Source organism: Streptomyces apocyni (assembly GCF_009739465.1).
GTDB classification, from domain to species: domain Bacteria; phylum Actinomycetota; class Actinomycetes; order Streptomycetales; family Streptomycetaceae; genus Streptomyces; species Streptomyces apocyni.
The window spans coordinates 644510-662149 of sequence record NZ_WHOM01000078.1 but is presented as its reverse complement, the minus strand read 5'-3'; the positions used below and the strand labels follow the sequence as shown (position 1 = coordinate 662149).

Annotated in this window: 14 protein-coding genes, 1 tRNA gene and 1 other RNA gene; 3 read left to right on the top strand and 13 right to left on the bottom strand. The window is 68.7% G+C overall.

The features are described 5' to 3' along the window. Positions 1-1410 (bottom strand): DNA polymerase III subunit gamma and tau (locus GCN81_RS31665; RefSeq protein ID WP_156727962.1); only part of this gene is annotated, 1410 nt, incomplete at its 3' end. A gap of 100 nt (positions 1411-1510) precedes the next feature. Next, positions 1511-1609: signal recognition particle sRNA small type (gene ffs / locus GCN81_RS31660), an RNA gene on the bottom strand. A 72-nt stretch (positions 1610-1681) separates the two neighbouring features. On the opposite strand from ffs, the gene GCN81_RS31655 reads away from it, so the two are divergent. Next, positions 1682-1769, top strand: a tRNA-Ser gene (locus tag GCN81_RS31655). Positions 1770-1866: 97 nt separating this feature from the next. On the opposite strand, the gene GCN81_RS31650 is transcribed toward GCN81_RS31655, so the two are convergent. The 10 genes from GCN81_RS31650 to GCN81_RS31605 all read right to left on the bottom strand — a co-directional run bounded on the left by GCN81_RS31650 (position 1867) and on the right by GCN81_RS31605 (position 15216). After that, positions 1867-3111 (bottom strand): erythromycin esterase family protein, encoded by a 1245-nt coding sequence (locus GCN81_RS31650; RefSeq protein WP_231627097.1) that lies wholly within the window; start codon positions 3109-3111, stop codon positions 1867-1869. A gap of 59 nt (positions 3112-3170) precedes the next feature. Further along, positions 3171-4139, bottom strand: coding sequence for an LLM class flavin-dependent oxidoreductase (locus GCN81_RS31645; protein ID WP_156727960.1), 969 nt, complete (start codon positions 4137-4139; stop codon positions 3171-3173). Positions 4140-4143: 4 nt separating this feature from the next. Continuing rightward, on the bottom strand, positions 4144-5991 hold the full coding sequence (locus tag GCN81_RS31640; RefSeq protein ID WP_156727959.1) for an ABC transporter ATP-binding protein: 1848 nt from the start codon (positions 5989-5991) through the stop codon (positions 4144-4146). After that, positions 5988-9029 (bottom strand): lantibiotic dehydratase, encoded by a 3042-nt coding sequence (locus tag GCN81_RS31635; RefSeq protein ID WP_156727958.1) that lies wholly within the window; start codon positions 9027-9029, stop codon positions 5988-5990. The genes GCN81_RS31640 and GCN81_RS31635 overlap by 4 nt, the downstream gene beginning before the upstream one ends. Before the next feature lie 3 nt (positions 9030-9032). Continuing rightward, complete coding sequence (locus GCN81_RS31630) at positions 9033-10370, bottom strand: lanthionine synthetase C family protein (protein WP_156727957.1); 1338 nt, start codon at positions 10368-10370, stop codon at positions 9033-9035. Between the two features lie 129 nt (positions 10371-10499). Continuing rightward, positions 10500-10682: an FDLD family class I lanthipeptide gene (locus tag GCN81_RS31625; protein ID WP_156727956.1), complete on the bottom strand. Its 183-nt coding sequence runs from the start codon at positions 10680-10682 to the stop codon at positions 10500-10502. Between the two features lie 55 nt (positions 10683-10737). Further along, positions 10738-11103: a response regulator transcription factor gene (locus GCN81_RS31620; protein ID WP_156727955.1), complete on the bottom strand. Its 366-nt coding sequence runs from the start codon at positions 11101-11103 to the stop codon at positions 10738-10740. 968 nt (positions 11104-12071) lie between these two features. Next, positions 12072-13469 (bottom strand): FAD-binding oxidoreductase, encoded by a 1398-nt coding sequence (locus tag GCN81_RS31615; protein ID WP_156727954.1) that lies wholly within the window; start codon positions 13467-13469, stop codon positions 12072-12074. A 31-nt stretch (positions 13470-13500) separates the two neighbouring features. Beyond that, positions 13501-14208, bottom strand: a complete 708-nt coding sequence (locus tag GCN81_RS31610) for a Crp/Fnr family transcriptional regulator (RefSeq protein WP_156727953.1) — start codon at positions 14206-14208, stop codon at positions 13501-13503. A gap of 27 nt (positions 14209-14235) precedes the next feature. Beyond that, positions 14236-15216, bottom strand: coding sequence for a GlxA family transcriptional regulator (locus tag GCN81_RS31605; RefSeq protein WP_156727952.1), 981 nt, complete (start codon positions 15214-15216; stop codon positions 14236-14238). A 127-nt stretch (positions 15217-15343) separates the two neighbouring features. Between GCN81_RS31605 and GCN81_RS31600 the strand changes: the two genes are divergently transcribed. Continuing rightward, complete coding sequence (locus GCN81_RS31600) at positions 15344-16474, top strand: HD domain-containing protein (RefSeq protein WP_197287871.1); 1131 nt, start codon at positions 15344-15346, stop codon at positions 16472-16474. A 37-nt stretch (positions 16475-16511) separates the two neighbouring features. Here the strand turns inward: GCN81_RS31600 and GCN81_RS31595 are convergent, their stop codons facing one another. Then, positions 16512-16811: a hypothetical protein gene (locus GCN81_RS31595; RefSeq protein ID WP_156727951.1), complete on the bottom strand. Its 300-nt coding sequence runs from the start codon at positions 16809-16811 to the stop codon at positions 16512-16514. Between the two features lie 176 nt (positions 16812-16987). Here GCN81_RS31595 and GCN81_RS31590 point away from each other — a divergent pair, with 176 nt between their 5' ends. Next, positions 16988-17614: a VOC family protein gene (locus GCN81_RS31590; RefSeq protein WP_156727950.1), complete on the top strand. Its 627-nt coding sequence runs from the start codon at positions 16988-16990 to the stop codon at positions 17612-17614. Positions 17615-17640: the final 26 nt, after the last annotated feature.

The window sequence follows — 17640 nt, the reverse complement described above, 5'->3', positions numbered from 1 at the left end:
CGCCGCCATGGGCTCAGCGGGCCGAGCCGCGGCGGGCTCGGGCGCGCTCTCGCCGGGCCCCGCCCCTCGTACAGCCGCCCGAGCGGCCGCCGGGCCGCCACCCGGCGCCCCGGACGGAGCCGCGCTCGCGCCCGCATGCGCATCAGGCCCAGGCACGTACCCCACAGCAGCCCCAGGCCCACCCCCCGCAACAAACCTCACATCGCCACCAGCACCACCACCAGCACCAGCACCAGCACCAGCAGCACCACCGGCCCCCCGCTCAAGCCGATCCAACCGAGCCAGCACCGACCGCTCATCGTCATAAGCGGCAGGCAACAGCACCCGCGCACAGATCAGCTCGAGCTGAAGCCGCGGCGAGGTAGCGCCACGCATCTCCGTCAGCCCCTCGTTGACCAGGTCGGCCGCCCGGCTGAGCTCAGCGGAGCCAAAGACCCCCGCCTGCGCCTGCATCCGCTCCACGACATCCACAGGGGCGTCGATCAGCCCCTTCTCGACGGCGTCCGGCACCGCGGCAAGGATCACCAGATCTCGCAGCCGCTCCAGCAGATCCGCGACGAACCGCCGAGGATCATGCCCGCCCTCAACCACCCGGTCCACGATCTCGAACGCGGCGCCGCCGTCCCCCGAGGCGAACGAATCCACCACCGAGTCGAGCAACGACCCGTCCGTGTACCCGAGCAGCGAGGTGGCCATGGCGTACGTCACACCATCGGCGCCCGCACTCGCGAGCAGCTGGTCCATGACGGACATCGAGTCACGTACGGACCCCGCGCCAGCCCGTACGACCAACGGCAGCACGCCGTCCTCGACGGCCATGCTCTCGCGCCCGCAGACCTCGCCGAGGTAGTCCCGAAGCGTCCCCGGCGGCACCAGCCGGAACGGGTAGTGATGCGTACGCGACCGAATCGTCCCGATGACCTTCTCGGGCTCGGTGGTCGCGAAGATGAACTTGAGGTGCTCCGGCGGCTCCTCGACCACCTTCAGCAGGGCGTTGAACCCCGCTGGCGTGACCATGTGCGCCTCGTCGATGATGTAGATCTTGTACCGGCTGGAGGCGGGCCCGAAGAAGGCCTTCTCGCGCAGGTCACGCGCGTCGTCCACGCCACCGTGCGACGCCGCGTCGATCTCGATCACATCAATGGACCCCGGACCGTTCCGCGCGAGGTCCCGGCATGACTGGCACTCCCCGCAGGGCGTCGGCGTAGGACCTTGCTCACAGTTCAGGCAGCGGGCCAGAATCCGCGCACTGGTCGTCTTGCCGCAGCCGCGCGGCCCACTGAACAGGTACGCGTGATTGACCCGGTTGTTCCGCAGGGCCTGCTGCAGCGGGTCGGTGACATGTTCCTGCCCGATGACCTCGGCGAAGGACTCCGGGCGGTAGCGGCGGTACAGCGCAAGGGACGACACACCTACGAGGTTATCGGTGCCCACTGACACCCGACCCCGCCCGCACCCAATCCCCACCGGCAAGCACCCGAGCCCCCGCCCAGGAACGCAAGCCCCCCGGAACGCAAGCGCCCCCCACGCACCCGCCAGAGCCAACCTACCCTTGCTGCCTTCCGGCCCTGGGGGAGTTCAGTCAGATAGCGCCGCGTGAGGGGCTGCGCCCACCTTAGCTGATCCACGGGGGTGGGAACGAGTTCGCGAGCACTCCTCAACGTCTTGTATTGTTTGCGGCGGAGGATTCGCCTAGTGGCCTAGGGCGCACGCTTGGAAAGCGTGTTGGGGGCAACCCCTCACGAGTTCGAATCTCGTATCCTCCGCCAGTGCCTCACCGGGCACGACTCGAAGGGCCCCACCGCTTGCGGTGGGGCCCTTCGACGTCGGTGGTCGCGGTTGCCCGGTCCCTGGCCCGGTGTCCGCTCACGGCAGAGGGCGGGAGCAGGTGGAAGTGTCGATGTACGCGAGGCCGTCGTAGTCCTGGGCGGGCACGATCGGGGCGTGGTGCAGTCGATAGGTGAAGCGTGGCACGTTGGCGCCGAAGCTGCGATGCAGGTGCTGCTTGCCCAGCCAGTCTCGTACCTCGGCGGGGGCGGTCCGCGCGGCGCGCAGGTCGACGAGATGGTCGCCCGGCACGGCCTGAGCGAGTTCGGCCTCCAGTGAGCCCGCTCCCAGCCTGCTGATCCGGTGCGGTACGGCGGGTCGGCGCATGTTGCCGCCTCGGCGGGCCCGGAACGCGCCCGCGCCGAAGAGCATGCCGAGGGAGTAGTAGGCGTCGCCGTAGCGCTCGTGCAGGTGGTGGCCGAGGGCGGGCACGCCGGGCATGTAGTGGCCCCGGGAGACATGGCCGTTGTGCGCCCAGACCACGACCTTCTCCTCGCTGCTATCGGCCGGACCGGCCGCTTCGGCGCCGTCGACGACGGCGCTCACGGCATCGGCCAGATACCGGTCGCGGGCGGTGAACAGGCGCGCGTCGAAGGGCAGCGTGACCAGGTCCGCAGACCTGACCAGCACGCGGGCGTGGTCGATCGCCGCCTCGGTCTCCGCCGCGCCCGCCTGCGCGGCGAACTCCGCCTGCCGGTCGGTCAACAGGCCCAGCAGGCGCTCGGCCGAGGCGCGGAGCGCCTGCTCTGGGTCGGGTCGGCTCCCCGGCCGGGCGGTGCTGAGCGGTGCGAGCGCGGACTGTGTTACCGCCGCCTCCGCCGGCGCGACCCGGCGGAGGAAGTCGGTGACGTACGCGACAGAGGCTCCGGAACGCTGTGGGTCGATGCCGACGAATCGCACCCGACGGCCGGGCGCGGCGCTCTGGTTGTGCGTACGCATCCAGGCCAGGAGCGCGAGCATTTCCTCGGTGTGCCAGGTCCAGAACCCGAGGCGCCCGATCAGCTCCGCAAGGTCGCCGTCACGGCCCTGGATATAGCCGTCCACGGCCCGGGCGGCGGATTCGCTCGCCTCCAGCGCCAGTGTGGTGAAACCGGCTTCCATGACGAGGAACTCCACGATCCGGTGCTTGAGCTGGAAGAACTCCCGGGTTCCGTGCGTGGCTTCGCCGAGGCCGACGATGCGCACCTCGGCCAGGGCGGCACCGAAGGGTGCCAGGTCCTGGCACCGCCCGCCCGCGGTGAGGCGCTCCAGCCGGCAGGCGTGCTCCGCTAGCCAGTCCGTCACGCCCTGCGGCGTCGGTGCCTTCCCACGGCGACTTCCCATCTCCCCGTCGCTCCGTCCGGTCAGCGGTTCTTGATCCCGACCTCGGTCAGGATGCAGCGTAGATCTTCCGCCGCCGCACCGTAGCCGTATGTCGCGGCCACACCGGAGAGATTCAGGACGACTTCGTCGACTCCGGCCGCCTCGTACGCGCGGAGTCCGTCGCGGATCTCCTCGGCCGAACCGTGCAGAAAAGTGCCCGAATCGACCAGGGCACGCGCGCCGAGATATGGCTGGGAAGGATGCACCCGCAGGCCGGCCTGCCGCAGCATGTCGGTGTAGTGCGCGGTGCTGAGGTGCGCCTTCGCCGCGGAGAGCGCGAGCTGGTAGGGGTTCCGGCCGGGCCTCGCCAGAGCCGCGTGCACCACGGTGACCATCCGGGGCACCGCTCGGCCGCGCTGAGCCGCGCCCTTGGCCATGGCGGGCAGCAGTATGTCCCCTACGTAGGCCGGGGGCGTCATCCAGCTGATCGCCGCGTCGGCGGCCATCCCCGCGGCCCGCGCCAGTACCGGCCGCAGCACGCCGAGGCCGAGCTCCACGCCAGGGTGTTCGAGGCGAGGGAGCAGCGGTGCGGAGCCCGGTCGCGTGCCTGCGGGGTGGGCGTCCGTGTCGCTGAGGAATCGCCGCATCGCGTCCAGGTAGTCGACACACGCGGTACGCGGGCTCGGGTAGGGCTCGCCCCGCAGCTCGACGGTGAAGTCCGGCGCTCCGGGCCCGACGCCCAGCACCGTGCGCTGGCCGGTGAGGCGCGACAGCGATCGCGCCTGTACGGCGGCTTCGAAGGCGTGCCGCATCGGCATCAGCACGACGCTCGTCCCGACCGGGATGTCGAAGCCGCGACCGGCCAGATAGGCGAACATCTGGTGCGTTTCCAGACTCAGCGACTGTCCCTGCCACAGCCGCGCGGCGTGCCCTTCCTTGATCAACTCCGCGAAGGGTACGAGGCTCAACGGGTCCGTCGCCATGGTGGGGAAGATGATGGAGCAGCGCATGTCGTCATCCCTGTCCTGCCCGAGGCCCGGCCTCGGAGGTCGCCGGCTCGGTCTCGGAAGTTCCGCCGGCTCCGGGCTGATCCTCGGAGGTGTAGCCGGCGGCCTGGAGGTTGAAGAGGTAGGCGTAGGTACCGCCGAGCTTCATGAGCTTCTCGTGCGAGCCCTCCTCGATCAGGTGGCCGTTCTCAATGACGATGATCTTGTCTGCGATGCGTACGGTCGAGAAGCGGTGCGCGATGAGGAGCGAGGTCGCTCCCTGCGCGACGGTGCGCAGCCGGCCGAAAATCTCGGCCTCGGCAGCCGCGTCGATGGCGGCAGTCGGTTCGTCGAGCACCACGATCGGAGCCTTGCGCATGAACGCACGGCTGAGCGCGATCTTCTGCCACTGGCCGCCGGAGAGTTGGTGCCCTTCTTCGAAGTGGCGGCCGAGCATGGTGTCGTAGTGGTGGGGGAGAGTGTCGACGGCGGGCGCGATGCCGCCGGCCTGCGCGGCGGTGTGGATGCGCGCGTCGTCCGTCAGGGAGTCGACGCGGCCGAATCCGATGTTCTCCCGGACCGGCATCTCGTACCGGATGAAGTCCTGGAAGATCACGCCCATGTTCCGCTGGAGCTGCTCGACGTCGTAGTCCTCGATGGGTACGCCGTCGATCAGGATCTGTCCGCTGGTCGGCTCGTAGAGACGGGTGAGCAGCTTGACGATGCTCGTCTTCCCGGCGCCGTTCCGGCCGACGAGCGCCATGCACTCACCTGCCGCCAGCCGGAAGCTCACATCGTCCAGGACGAGTTTGTCCGTACCCGGATAGGCGAAGCTGACGTGGCGGAACTCGATGCCCTGGGTCAGCTTCGCGGGGAAGTCCCGGCTGCCACCGGTGATGTGATGCTCCGGCATGTCGAAGAAGTCAAAGAGATTGCCGAGGAAGAGGGTGTCCTTGTAGAGCGTGGAGAAGCCGAGCAACATGCTGAGGGCGGTCACCTGGATCGTGCCGATCGCCTGGAGGTAGCCGGCGAGTTGGCCGATCTGGCCGGAGTTGATCGAGCTGTGGATGGCCCAGATGATCGCCCCGGAGGAGGCGCCGACGCTCAGGGTGCCGAGCAGCCCGGAGAGCAGCGACTGCCGGCGCGCCAGCCCCCTGTCCACCCGGAAGAACTTCTGCACGAGCTCGCGGTAGCGGCCGACGAGCATGGGCGCAAGCTGGAAGAGACGGACCTCCTTGAAGGAGTGGTCGGTGGTGGTCAGGTACTGGTAGTAGAAGAGGCGCCGCCGCTCGGGCGCCCGGGCGAACTCGATCTCGAACGCCTTGTGCGCGTAGACCATGTGGGAGATGGCCGCGGGTATGGGGGAGAGCAGGATGAGCAGCGCCACCCAGGGGCTCCAGGCGAAGAGGACCGCGCTCACCGAGACAATGGTGATCAGGTCGCGTGCCGCGTCCAGGAGTTGGGAGAACAGCTGGTAGATCCGGCCTCCGTTGCTCTCCTGGAAGGCGCGCTGAAGCTTGTCGTAGGAGTCGGCGCTCTCGTACTGCTGTAGCTCCAGGCGCGTCCCCTTACGCATCACGCGCTCACCGATCTTCGTGGTGAGCTCCAGCCTGAGCAGGGAGTCCAAGTATTGGATGCAGGTGCCGAGCAGATGGTTGGTGACCGACAGCACCAGCAGCAGCACGGCGTACCGGAGCGCTTGGTCCCGTGCCGCCTCCGAACCGCCGATCGCGTCCGCGACGGCCTGCACGGCCGCCGCGGTCAACGCGATCTGGATGCCGGGCACGGCGGCGGACAGGGCCGTCACGACGGTGTACGCCGTGACCCGCAACCGGCTCAGCTGCCAGAAGAGCCGCATCACGCGGAGCCAGATCATCGCTGCCTCCCTGCCGCCAGTCGGCCGCGGATGGCGCGAAGGGTCTGGCCCCAGAGCCGGTGGCAGTGTGTCTCGCGCTCGAGATCCACTGGGAAGAGCCGATTGATCTGCACATGAGCCAGGCTGCCGAGCACCTCGTCCGCGGTGCCGACCAGGGTGCCGCGTGCGGTTGCCGAGCGTACGGCGTCGGCGACTTCGGTGACGGCGGTGGCTTGGGGGGCGAGGAGCTCGCCGAGCCGGGTACGGTGCCGTGCTCCCTCCGGGTGGGTGAACCGCTCCCAGGGGCTGAGGAGTTCACACAGGTAATCGCGGTTGTCCCGGAACTGCTTGCGTGCGGCCTCGTCCTCCTTGACGTGACTGAGCCGGGTGGTGCGCTCCGTGAGCGGCATACCCCACTGGTCGTGGAGCGTGTCCAGTGCGGCGACGCCGAGGAATTCCGGTTCGAGGCCGAGTTTCGCGGCGATGATCTCCGTGGCCACCTCACTGTTGGCGGTGAAGAGCCGCTCCACGGCGTCGAACGTCTCCACGCCGCCGTATCGGGCCACCTCGGGGGCGTAGCTGGACACCACGAGGTCCCGTGCAATGCCCTGCGCGACGACGTCGCGGCCCCAACCGGCGAGCGTGGCGAGGAGCTCCGCCGCGGCCGAACTCCGGGCGCGGATACGCAGATGCGGGAACGGGTCGGCGTAGCGCAGGTAGAACCAGCGGTCCAGCAGGCCGTGTGCTCGCAGCTCGGCCATGACTGCGCGCAGCGGACCCGTGATGATCTCATCATGGCGCTCGGGCGCGGCGTAGAGCTTCAGGAACGTCCATTCACCACCTGGCAGGTGGCGCTGGACCGGCACTTGGGGGGCGTGGGAGACGGCGTCGCGCGTCACCCGCCCGGCGTCCTTGGCGATGACCGGAACGACGAGCTCCTCAAGGTAGGTTCTGTCGTCCTCGTCGCTCAGCCAAGTGTGGTCCGGGCCCGGCAGCATCTCCTGCAGCACGGCCTCCGGCTTGGTACGGAGTTCGGCGCGCAGTTCCTCGACACACCGGGGGTTGTCGAGGTCGAGCAGCAGCCGGTTGTCCCCGTCCACAAGGAAGACGTGACGCGGCACCTGCCAGCGGGCGAACCAGCCGTCCAAGTCGTCGCGTTCCTGCTGCGTGATCTGCCACTGGGCGCCACGCAGCACGATCCGGCCGCGCGTGACCCGGGGCAGGAAGGGGGACGATTCGAGCGCTCCCCAGTAGAAGCCGGTCGGCAGCACATAGCCGTCCAGAGACACCTCGATCAGGAACCGCGCCACGTTCGGTGCCAGCGCCGGACTCAGCATGTGGTGCTGCGCGACCACGATCTCCCGGTCGAGCCGCTTGGACCACAGGTAGAAGCGGCGGTTCGTGGCTCCGACGAGAATGTCGTCGAGCGGGATCGTCCGGTCCTCGGCCACGGACGGAGCGGTGTTGATCGGAATCTCATACGGCCGGACGCTCGGCCGCACCGCGACGTTCGCGGCCCTGCCGTACGACGGGAGATAGGCGAGCTCCGCGTACGCCACCTCGGGGCTCAGCCGCTCCTCCTGCCGCGCGAAGTCGTGCACCAGCCGTAGCGAGGGTTCGTCGATGAGATCGTGGAAGCGGCCGAAGGTCCGGCCTCCGTACGCAAGCCCGTCGGAACGCAGGACCGCACGCCACTCCCCGGCGTCGATCGCCTCCCGGCCAGCGGCGGCGATCTGCAGATAGGCGTCCATGGCCGGTGGCCAGACCGCGGTGTCCGAGCGCGGCGCGATCCGGTCGAGCCAGGAATCGGTGAGCTCGACCTCCTGCGCGCGCTGCCACCACGCCTCCTGGGCGAAGGCGAGCAGAGCCTGGTCCCTGCGGCTGGCGTCCGGCTGAGGCGCGGCCGGCAGCTCGATACTGCGCCGGGGCATGGTGTAGGTGGGCGGAGCGTCGAGCCCCTGGTCGGCGCTGAGAAGTTCGACCACCGGCACCCGCGTACCGGCCCCGTAGGTCTCGTCGAACTCCTCACGGTAGCGGGTGAGATGGTGCGCGCCCCCCAGCGTCGTGGACAGCCGCATCAGTACCTCCACGGCGTCCGCGGCGGCCTCCCCGACGGACGCGTTCAGCTGGGGGGCGCGCAGGTCGAGCGAGGCGTCGGCCTGATAGGGCTGGCTCCGGTGCTCCGGCAGTAGGGCGTCCTGGGCGGCCTTGAGCTGGCGCAGCGAGGCGACGTCGTCGACGTGCTCAGCCAGTTCGGCGACACCGCGCAGCCGCTCCGCGGCCGCGGTGGCGTGCGGTACGCCGGCCAGGGTTTTCAGGACGTCCTGTTCTGGGCGAGCCGCGGTCTGCGGCGGTCGTAGATCGCCGACCAGGAAACCGAGGTCCCAAAGCTGGCGGACCAGCCCCCCGACGGTGTCTATGCCCTCCTGTGGGAAGGCGGCGGCGAGTTCGTCGACTATCCGCTGGTAGGGGACGGAGCTGACCGCTGCGGCCCGTACCGCATCGACAGCCGGGGTCGCCCGGATACGGACCGTCCTGTTGTCGCCCTGACCGTACTTGTCCGCCTGCGGCAGGACGAACCGGTCACCGGCCCGGTGGGCCATCGGGTTCAGGCGGACCGGGAGGTGCCGCAGCAGTTCGGGGTCCTCCTCGACCTCCTTGAGCCACGCCAGCAGCCAGCTCATGTCGGTACGCACCCGCAGACGTCCGAGTGCCGGGCTGCCGAGGCGCAGCGTGCTGCTGGGGCCGAAGGTGCCGATCGCCACACCGGAGAACGCGCCGAACGGAGTGGGCCTGGTGGCCATCCTGATGAGATAGCGAAGCAGCCGCGAGCGCACCTTGGCCGCTCGCTTCGGGCTGAGTTCGTCCAGGCCGCGGTCCAGCGTCGCGGTCAGGTCCTCGCTCGCCACGAGCAGGGCACGGCGTACGTCCGGCCGCTGCGCGAGTCGCAGCACCTTCTCGTCAGTCTGGTGCGGGTCCGCCATCAGATCGAGGAACTCGGCGAACGGCAGTGCGGGAGCGCGCAGCATGAAGAAGCCCGCGGGCGTGTAGGTGGTCATGCGTCACCTCGCGAGGAAGAGGCGGAACCAGCCGGGTCGTTCGGCACTCAGCGTGGCTAGCAGCGTCAGCGCCACGCCGGGGGCACCCGTGAGCAGGGTGGGATCGTCCACCAGGACACCCGGTTCGTCCTGGTCGGCGAAGAGCAGGGGCCGCTGCGGGTCGGCATAGTCCAGCAACTCCTCGGTGAGTCGTGGCAGCGCCGCTCGGGCGGCGGCACTCCATGGCGCCAACTCCAGGCACAGCATGAGGAGTCCGGCGTGTCCGTGGCAGAGGGTGGGCGACAGCGGGCGCGTCTTGGCAGTGCGCTCCAGCACGGCCTCGAATGCCTCGACGGCCACCTTGCGCAGACTGTCGTCGCCCAGGCTCTCGGCGACAGTCAGCAGGGCACCGGCGACCCCCGCGGTGCCGTAGCACCAGGCGAGCTGGTCACCCGCGCAGGAGGGTGCGAGTTCCGCACCCTCCGCGCTGACGCCGGTGCCGTCCGACCAGACCGGGCCGTGCTCGTCGGAGTGCGGCTGGGCGACGATCCAGGTGGTCAGGGTGTCGATCGCATCCCGGTGTCCCGGCCTGCGCAGACCCGCACGCCAGGCCACGGCTAGCGCCGCGGCGACCCCGGGCATGCCGTGCGAGAGCCCCAGGTTCAGATAGCCGTGTGGCCACTTCTCCCGGTAGCTGGGCAGGGGTGGATAGACCTCCGGAGTAAGCAGCCAGCGGTGGGGTGTGGCAGGGGTACGGGCCGGGCCGGTCAGCCAGATCAGGTAGTCGAGCAGCCGCTCGGCCGCCTCGCGCATCCGGTCAGTCGGCTCCTCGACGGAGCTCAGATGGGCCAGTACCCCGGCCGCCCCGGTGATGAGGTCGTAGTCGAGGTCGCTGACCGCTCGCTCGACTCTCGGATAGTCGGTGTCGAGCACCTGGTTGGCCAGTTGCTCGTGCAGCCGGTCGAGGCTGGGGCGGAAGCGTGGTTCCAGCCGTACGCATTCGGCCACCGTGAGCGCGAGACCGCTGGTGCCGGCGAAGAGTCCCGGACCGCTCAGCGGTTCGATGGAGGTGGCCGCCACCGCCTCGCGGATGTGGCCGAACGCGGTATCCAGGCTACTCAGCCCGGCCGAAGCGGCGCACAGGTGCAGCAGGGTGACGCCGGCCTGTCCACTGCTGACACTGGGTGGATACCAGGCAGTTGGCTGGGGAGACTGCTCGGCGCTCCGCAGCGCGAGTTCGGTGAGCTTTGTGGAGTCCGAGGTGCGTTCCGAAACGTGGGTGACCGTGCGCCGAACTCGTTCCGCCAGTGGGCCGTCTTCCAGCCCGATCCAGCTGTCAGTAGTGTCAGGGACGCGTGGCATCTTTCTTCCTTGTCTCATGACGGGGCTGGGAGGCCATGGCGGCCGGGTGCTGCCGTGTCAGCATCACGGCAGCACCCGTCGCGTTGCTCCGCGCTCTGGCTGGCGCGGATTACCGCGGATTACCTCGGATTACTCCGGGGCACGGCACAGGGACGTGCAGATGGTGGTGCAGTTGCAGGTGCAGGTCACCTTGCAGGTGACGCGGGTGCAGACGGTCCGGGTCGCGATGGTCGAGATGGACATCGGGCCGAGCTCCGAGTCACCGGCCTTCGGCGTGTTGACCTGAGCGTCGAGGTCGAATGCGTCCGACATGTTCACTCCTTTCGAGCGTTGCGTGAAGGTTGTTCTCCACGCTCGAAAGAAATGCTCATTCATTCGGTAGTGGCTCGCCATTGTCGTCTGCGACAGTATTTGCCGAGACTGCCGATGCATGGTGCTGCTCTGATGGAATCGAATGGTCGGTGCTCAGTTCGGCGTGGAAGTAGTAGGCTGCCAGGCAGGCCGCCATCCTGGAGTCGATTTCGAGTTTCCCCATGATGGCGGTCAGATGCGCGCGGACCGTTCGCTCGGTCACTTTGAGCTGGTCGGCCATCCATTGATTGGACGAGCCCTCGGACAACAGTGTGAACACCTCGCGTTCCCGTAGGGTCAGCCTGTTGACCTTCTTCAGTGCATGCTTCCACTGCGGCTCATCGACGGCCGCCGGCCCGGGTATGGCCTGATCTGCTCGCATACTTCCCCCCTGGATTGACATGCGAGGTGCTGTGACTGGGGCTGAGGGTCAGGAGGGTCAGTCCTGGTGTAGCCCCGGTTCGGAAGTTCCGGAGACAAGGAGAATGGCTACAGAGGGTCAGATAGTCCTCATGAGGGGAATATCGATCACCCGAAACCGCAGGTCAAGAAGCTGGCCGTCGATCTGGGGGTGAGTCGTGCCCCGCGTCGCGGTGTCGGCCGAGTCCCTGGCGATCTCCGCAGAGGTGGCGCGCCCGAGGCGCCACGCTGAGGCGAGTTGAACCCCTGGTTCATTGGAGCCGACGCGCTTAACTTGCGGATTCCACCCGGAAGTCCCGCGCGGCTGGTTCCGGAATGCCATGAATCAGCGCAGGCAAAAGGAATGATAATTGAGAATGCCATCACGCCACGCAACACAGAAATTATTGCACCACTTCCTCGCGCTCCCCGCTTGCTAGCACGCGGCCAGCTCTCCATGTTCCGCTTCACACTATAGATATCACCAGCAGACCCAGATCAACTCCACTATGATGTGACATGCGTCACATGGTGGAATGTGAATTTGGAGGCCCCGAGTGGCACGCATAAGCAGTGGCCGAGATTCATTCTCGAAGCGGAATGAACGATCAAGGAATTAGCTGTTGAGGGGTGATCCGGAGTCCGGTATTCCAGAAGGGTGAGGCTGAAACTCGTACGGTCCGGCTCGCATGTGCGCCAGGCGCGCCACATGGTTACCCGGATTGCCCACCACACCAGACGTGGAGATCGGGCGTACCCGTATCGAGCAATAGCAGTCATGTCCATGCCGAAAATCCGGTGCCGTTACGGACTGGCAAGGGCACCTTCAACGCGGCGACCCACCGGGCTCAGCGCCGCACCCCTTCAGTGGGCTCGTGCGCCGCGCGCCTCTGCGTTCCTTCCGCCCACGGGCCGGAGCGCGTCGTGCCCGCGCCGTCGTGGGTTCTCCGGCTACGCGGGCGGGATGTTCTGGTTCATTCGGAAGAAATTGTCCGGGTCGTATTTCCGCTTGAGTGCCGTCAGGCGGTCGTACTTCTCAGCCCCGTACGCCTGGCGCACGCGTGCCTGGCCCTCCTCCATCAGGAAGTTCACGTACACGCCGGTCTGGAAGGGCGCGAGGGCCGACGAGAAGGAGCGGACCCAGTGTTTCTCCTCCTCGAAGCCCTCGGCGGTCTCTGTGGCGGCGGTGACGTTGAAGGCGAAGCCGCTCGTACGGCCGCTGTAGACGGTCTCGTCGTCCGCCACCCGGGCCGTCGCGCCGCCGAGGTGCCAGATGGGGAACGACGTCAGGGGGGAGCGGATGCGGGTCGCGTGGTCGACGGTGATGTCGATGATCTCGTCGGTGAGCTGGGCGACGTCGCAGGCACGGTTGTAGTACCACCAGCCGTGCGGGAAGCTCGGGTCGAACATCGACTGATGCGCGACGAACGGCTTCGGCACGCACAGATCGAGGACCGGCGAGCCGAACTCCTTCAGCGGCCGCACGACTCTCTCGCCGTCCTCGACCGGGCCCGCGTAGCAGCACACGACGCTGACGATGGGGCGGCCATGCAGGTCAGTCGGTACGTAGGACACCGCGGGCGCCTTCCGGTGGACCACGATCGTCATCAGCTCGTCCGGGGCCTCGGCGACCCAGTCGCGGTAGAAGTGCAGCAGCTCGGGCGCCTGCGACATGGGCCAGAGAATCGGTCCTGCCAGGACGATCGGCCCCAGGGGGTTGAGCCGGAACTCGAATTCGGTGACGATCCCGAAGTTGCCTCCGCCGCCGCGCATGCCCCAGAAGAGGTCGGCGTTCTCCGCCGCGCTCGCCTTGACGAAGTGGCCGTCGGCCGTGATCACGTCCACGGACAGGAGTTGGTCGATCGCGAGACCGTACTTGCGCATCAGCCAGCCCATGCCCCCGCCCAGCGTGAGTCCGGCGACCCCGGTGTGGGTCACGATCCCCGCCGGTACGGCGAGGCCGAACTCCTGGGTCTCACGGTCGAGCTCTCCCAGCAGGGTGCCGGCCTGTACCCGCACGGTGCGCGCCTCGGGGTCGACTCGTACGCCCTTCATCAGGGACAGATCGATGACCAGGCCGGCGTCGCACACGGACAGGCCGGGAAAGCTGTGCCCGCCGCCGCGTACCGCGACGAGGAGCCCGCGCGCCTTGGCGTAGCGCACCGCGGCGAGCACGTCCGCCACCCCGGCGCAGCGGGCTATGAGTGCCGGGTGTTTGTCGATCGACCCGTTCCACAGCCTCCGATACGCCGCGTAGTCGCCGTCGTCCGGGCGTACCAGCTCTCCGCGGAAGGTGGTCGCGAGTTCCGCGAGCTCCTTGAGTTCGGCATCCGCCGTTACCGTGCCCATGAGCACATGCTGCGTGGCTGGGCGGGGCGTGTCAGTGACGTGAGTTCCACCCCTGTTCCTGGACCAGACGCAGGGGGTCGACGATCACGATCCGGTCGCGTCCGGTCCGCACCACGCCGTCCTCGCGCAGCTCGCGCAGGACCCGCACCACGACCTCGCGGACCGTTCCGACAGCCTCCGCCAGCTCCCGTTGGCTGACCGAGACGACGAATTCCCGCCGTGCCAGATCCTCTGGATGCGCCGCGCGCTCCGACGCGAGGTCGAGCAGATGCCGGGCGACGCGCTCGCGCACCGTGGCGAACGCGCTGCCCTGGAGCTCACGGGCAAAGCCCAGTGCCCGATCGGCCAGCTCACCGAGCAGGGCATGAGCGACGCGCACATCGCGTGTCACCGCACGCTGGACCGCCGGCGGGGACAGGCGGAGCAGTTCCGCGTCCACCAGCGCCTGCGTCGACGCGGGCATCGCGAACCCGGTCGCGAACAGCGAGATGGCGCCTATGAGCGCCCCGGACCGGCAGTACCTGATGGTCATCGTCCGCCCGTCCTGCGCGGTCACAAACACCCGGACCACACCGGAGACGACGAGCTCCAGATGCGGGGGGTCCTCCCCCTCGCGATGGGTCACGGAGCCCCGGGGGATCCGCGTCCTGACCGCTCGCGCCATCAGGCCGTCGAGCACGTCGTCCGGTAGGGCGCGCAGGTGAGATCTCTGTACCGCGGCGCGGATACCAGCATCCATGCGGGCACACTATGACTTCTCGGGCTGTCAGCGGGCGCGGAACGCGGTGCGGTAGGCCTGGGGGGAGGCTCCCGTTCGGCGGGTGAAATGGTGGCGGAGCGTTGCTGGTGCGCCGAAGCCGGTCTGGTCCGCGATGCGTTCGACGGTCAGGTCGGTGGTTTCCAGTAGCTGCTGGGCGCGGTGGATGCGGGCGCGGAGCAGCCATTGCAGTGGGGTGGTGCCGGTCTGCGCGCGGAAGTGTCGGTTGAGGCTGCGGACGCTCATGGCGGCGTGGCGGGCGATGTCCTCCAGAGTGAGCGGCTGGTGGAGTTGGGACTCCATCCAGTGCAGCGTGGGCTGGAGCGTGCTGCCGTTGCCGTTGCTGCTGCTGCCGTTGCCGTTGCCGACGGGCTGCGGGTGTTCGATGAACTGGGCCTGTCCGCCGTCGCGTTGCAGGGGCATCACGATACGGCGGGCGGTGGCCGCGGCGTGGGCCGCGCCCAGGTCCGTACGGACCACATGCAGGCAGAGGTCGAGTCCGGCGGCGACCCCGGCCGAGGTGATCAGGGGGCCGTTGTCGATGAACAGCACGCTGTCGTCGACCTCGACGCGCGGATGGCGCCGGGCGAGTTCGGTGGCGTACTGCCAGTGCGTGGTGGCCCGGTGGCCGTCCAGGAGGCCGGTGGCGGCGAGGGTGAAGGCACCGATGCACAGCGACGCGAGGCGCGCCCCGCGTCCGGCGGCCGTGCGCAGCGCCTCCCGTACGTCCGGAGGTGGCTCGTCGAGGAAGCCGGAGCTGCCGGGGACGACGATGGTGTCGGCCCGCGCGAGCGTATCCAGGTCCCAGGGGGCGCGCAGTTGAAAGGCGCCGTGCTCCGCGGAGGTGGTGACGTACTCCGTAGGGGCGCAGATACGCACGTCGTAGTGCGGGGTGCCGAGGGCCAGGTTGGCCGTGCCGAAAACCTGGCCGGGCACCGCCAGCTCGAAGGGGACGACACCGTCGAGCGCGAGGACTGCTATCACCGCCATGGCTGGAACTTAGCGCATGTCGGCATTCTGGCCGCTGGTCGGGCGAGGGGCATGGCCGCAGGATCGGAGCGTGCCTCGGCGGAGCGTCCCCCGACGAGGAGTCCCGACCTTGTGAGGAGTCACGGCCGTGAACACGAGCACGTCCCTGTCCGGCGCCTTTGCCGGATTCAGCTGGCCCGATACCGAACTGGCCACGCATGCCCTGCGGTTCACCGAGGAACGCGAGCCGGACTTCGTCTTCCGGCACAGTGTGCGCAGTTACCTGTTCGCCAAGGCGCTCGCCGACGAGCGCGGCCTGACGCCGGGCACCGACTACGACGACGAGCTGGTGTTCCTGGGCTGCGTCCTGCATGACCTGGGGCTGTCCGACGAGGGCAATGGCGATCAGCGGTTCGAGGTCGACGGGGCCGACCTGGCCGCGCGCTTCCTCCTCGACCACGGCGTCGCGAAGGCCCGCATCGCGACAGTGTGGGACATCGTGGCCCTGCACACCTCGGATGGCATCGCCGCTCGTAAGGGCCCGGACGTCGCGCTGGCCCAGGCGGGCATCGGCGCGGACGTCTTCGGGCGGGACAAGGAGCGGCTTCCGGCTGGCTTCGCCGAGCGGGTGCACGCCGCCTTCCCGCGCGCTGACCTGGCTCATACGATGACCGACCTGATCGTGGAGCAGGCCCTGGCCAACCCGCTCAAGGCCGGGCCGCTGAGCTTCACCGGTCAGCTGCTGCGCCGCCATCTGCCCGCCGGTTCCCTGCCGGACTGGTACGACATCATCGACCAGAACGGCTGGGGCGACCGGCCCGCCACGGCCCGTACGGACGTCGTGGCCGTGGACGTGGCCGTGGCCGCCAGGACGCCTCAGGAGTTGGGCGGGCTGTTCACCCGCTACCTCGACGCAGGCGACCTGGACGGTTTGGTCTCCCTGTTCGAGGCGGGCGCCGTGTTCGCCGACCAGCCGGAGTCCGTGGGCGAGGGGGTGGCCGAGGGCGAAGGGGTGGCCGAGGACGAGGCCGTGGGCACCGAGGCCATCAAGGAGCGGCTGCGCTCGTACATCACCCGCGGCACACAGGTCACCTTCCAGCCCCGCGACAGCCATACGGCGGGTGATCTCGCCCTGCTCTCCAGCGTCGCGACGGTCACCACCCCGGCACCGGACGGCGCACCGGCGACGACGACCACGACCACGACCACCGAGGTGGCGCGGCGCCAGCCGGACGGCCGCTGGCTCTACGCGATCAACGCCCCCAATTTGGCGGCGTGAGGCGACCGGGTCAGTTACGAGGCACTCCAGCGAATCCTCAGGTACCGACGGACTGCGGCCGCTCGAAGTGGTAGTGCACTTCCGTGAACTTCGGCGGCGCGGACGGCTCGGAATAGCCCAGCTCCTTCACCACCGGCTGAAGCCGCGCGAAAAAGTCCTGGAACGCGTCGGTCGACTCCCAGAGATCGATCACGCGCAAACCCGTCTCCGTGACCATCGCGGTGTGGAACAGCAGCCCCTCAGGAGGCTGACCTGATCGCGCGCCCACGCGCCTGTCCACATCGTCGTACTGCTGCGTTGTCACTCCCGGGAATTCGATCTCCATCAGCACAGCCATGCGAGCCAGCCTCCACGGGCGAACGGGCCTGGCCGCCAAGCGGCGACCAGATCACTTCCAGAGTCGCCCCACGGCTCCACACCCGCAAAGCGAGGTAGGCCACCGGTACGCCCAGCGCCAACACCGATCAGGATTCAAGAAGCGCCGGTCACCAAGCCGTGGCTAGCGTGAATGCCATGACCTCCATCGACCACATCACCCTCGAGGTGGCCGACCCCTCGGCCGCCGAGCGCTTCTACGCGGATGCCTTCGGCCTGGACAAACACGTACGACTGCGGGCCTCGGAGGCGCCGACGTCCGGCTTCCGCGGGTTCACGGTGTCGCTCGTGGTCTCCCAGCCGTCGATCGTCAACGGCCTCTTCGACGCCGCCCTGGCCGCGGGCGCCACCGAGCTGAAGCCCGCCAAGAAGTCGCTGTGGGGCTACGGCGGCGTCGTACAGGCCCCGGACGGGACGATCTGGCAGCTCGCAAGCTCGTCGAAGAAGGACACCGGCCCGGACAGCCGACAACCGGACAGCCGACAGATCGATGAGATCGTCCTCCTGCTGGGCGTCTCGGACATGGCCACGACCAAGCGGTTCTACGTCGATCACGGCCTCAAGGTCGCGAAGAGCTTCGGCAGCAAGTACGTCGAGTTCGACGGTTCGTCGAGTGCCATCAAGCTGTCGTTGTACGGACGTCGCAGCCTGGCCAAGGTCGCCGGAGTCCCGCCGGAGGGCAGCGGATCACACCGGCTCACGATCTGTGGCGACACCGGGACCTTCACCGACCCGGACGGGTTCATGTGGGAGCCCGCGGCATGAAGCGCCCGGCCCATGCGTCTTGTCGG

Bases quoted from the DNA above. Each gene is read 5' to 3' on its own strand.
- GCN81_RS31625 (WP_156727956.1), bottom strand. From the start codon at position 10,682: ATGTCGGACGCATTCGACCTCGACGCTCAGGTCAACACGCCGAAGGCC.
- GCN81_RS31620 (WP_156727955.1), bottom strand. From the start codon at position 11,103: ATGCGAGCAGATCAGGCCATACCCGGGCCGGCGGCCGTCGATGAGCCG.
- GCN81_RS31635 (WP_156727958.1), bottom strand. From the start codon at position 9,029: ATGACCACCTACACGCCCGCGGGCTTCTTCATGCTGCGCGCTCCCGCA.
- GCN81_RS31595 (WP_156727951.1), bottom strand. From the start codon at position 16,811: ATGGCTGTGCTGATGGAGATCGAATTCCCGGGAGTGACAACGCAGCAG.
- GCN81_RS31590 (WP_156727950.1), top strand. From the start codon at position 16,988: ATGACCTCCATCGACCACATCACCCTCGAGGTGGCCGACCCCTCGGCC.
- GCN81_RS31610 (WP_156727953.1), bottom strand. From the start codon at position 14,208: ATGGATGCTGGTATCCGCGCCGCGGTACAGAGATCTCACCTGCGCGCC.
- GCN81_RS31630 (WP_156727957.1), bottom strand. From the start codon at position 10,370: ATGCCACGCGTCCCTGACACTACTGACAGCTGGATCGGGCTGGAAGAC.
- GCN81_RS31640 (WP_156727959.1), bottom strand. From the start codon at position 5,991: ATGATCTGGCTCCGCGTGATGCGGCTCTTCTGGCAGCTGAGCCGGTTG.
- GCN81_RS31645 (WP_156727960.1), bottom strand. From the start codon at position 4,139: ATGCGCTGCTCCATCATCTTCCCCACCATGGCGACGGACCCGTTGAGC.
- GCN81_RS31605 (WP_156727952.1), bottom strand. From the start codon at position 15,216: ATGGCGGTGATAGCAGTCCTCGCGCTCGACGGTGTCGTCCCCTTCGAG.
- GCN81_RS31615 (WP_156727954.1), bottom strand. From the start codon at position 13,469: ATGGGCACGGTAACGGCGGATGCCGAACTCAAGGAGCTCGCGGAACTC.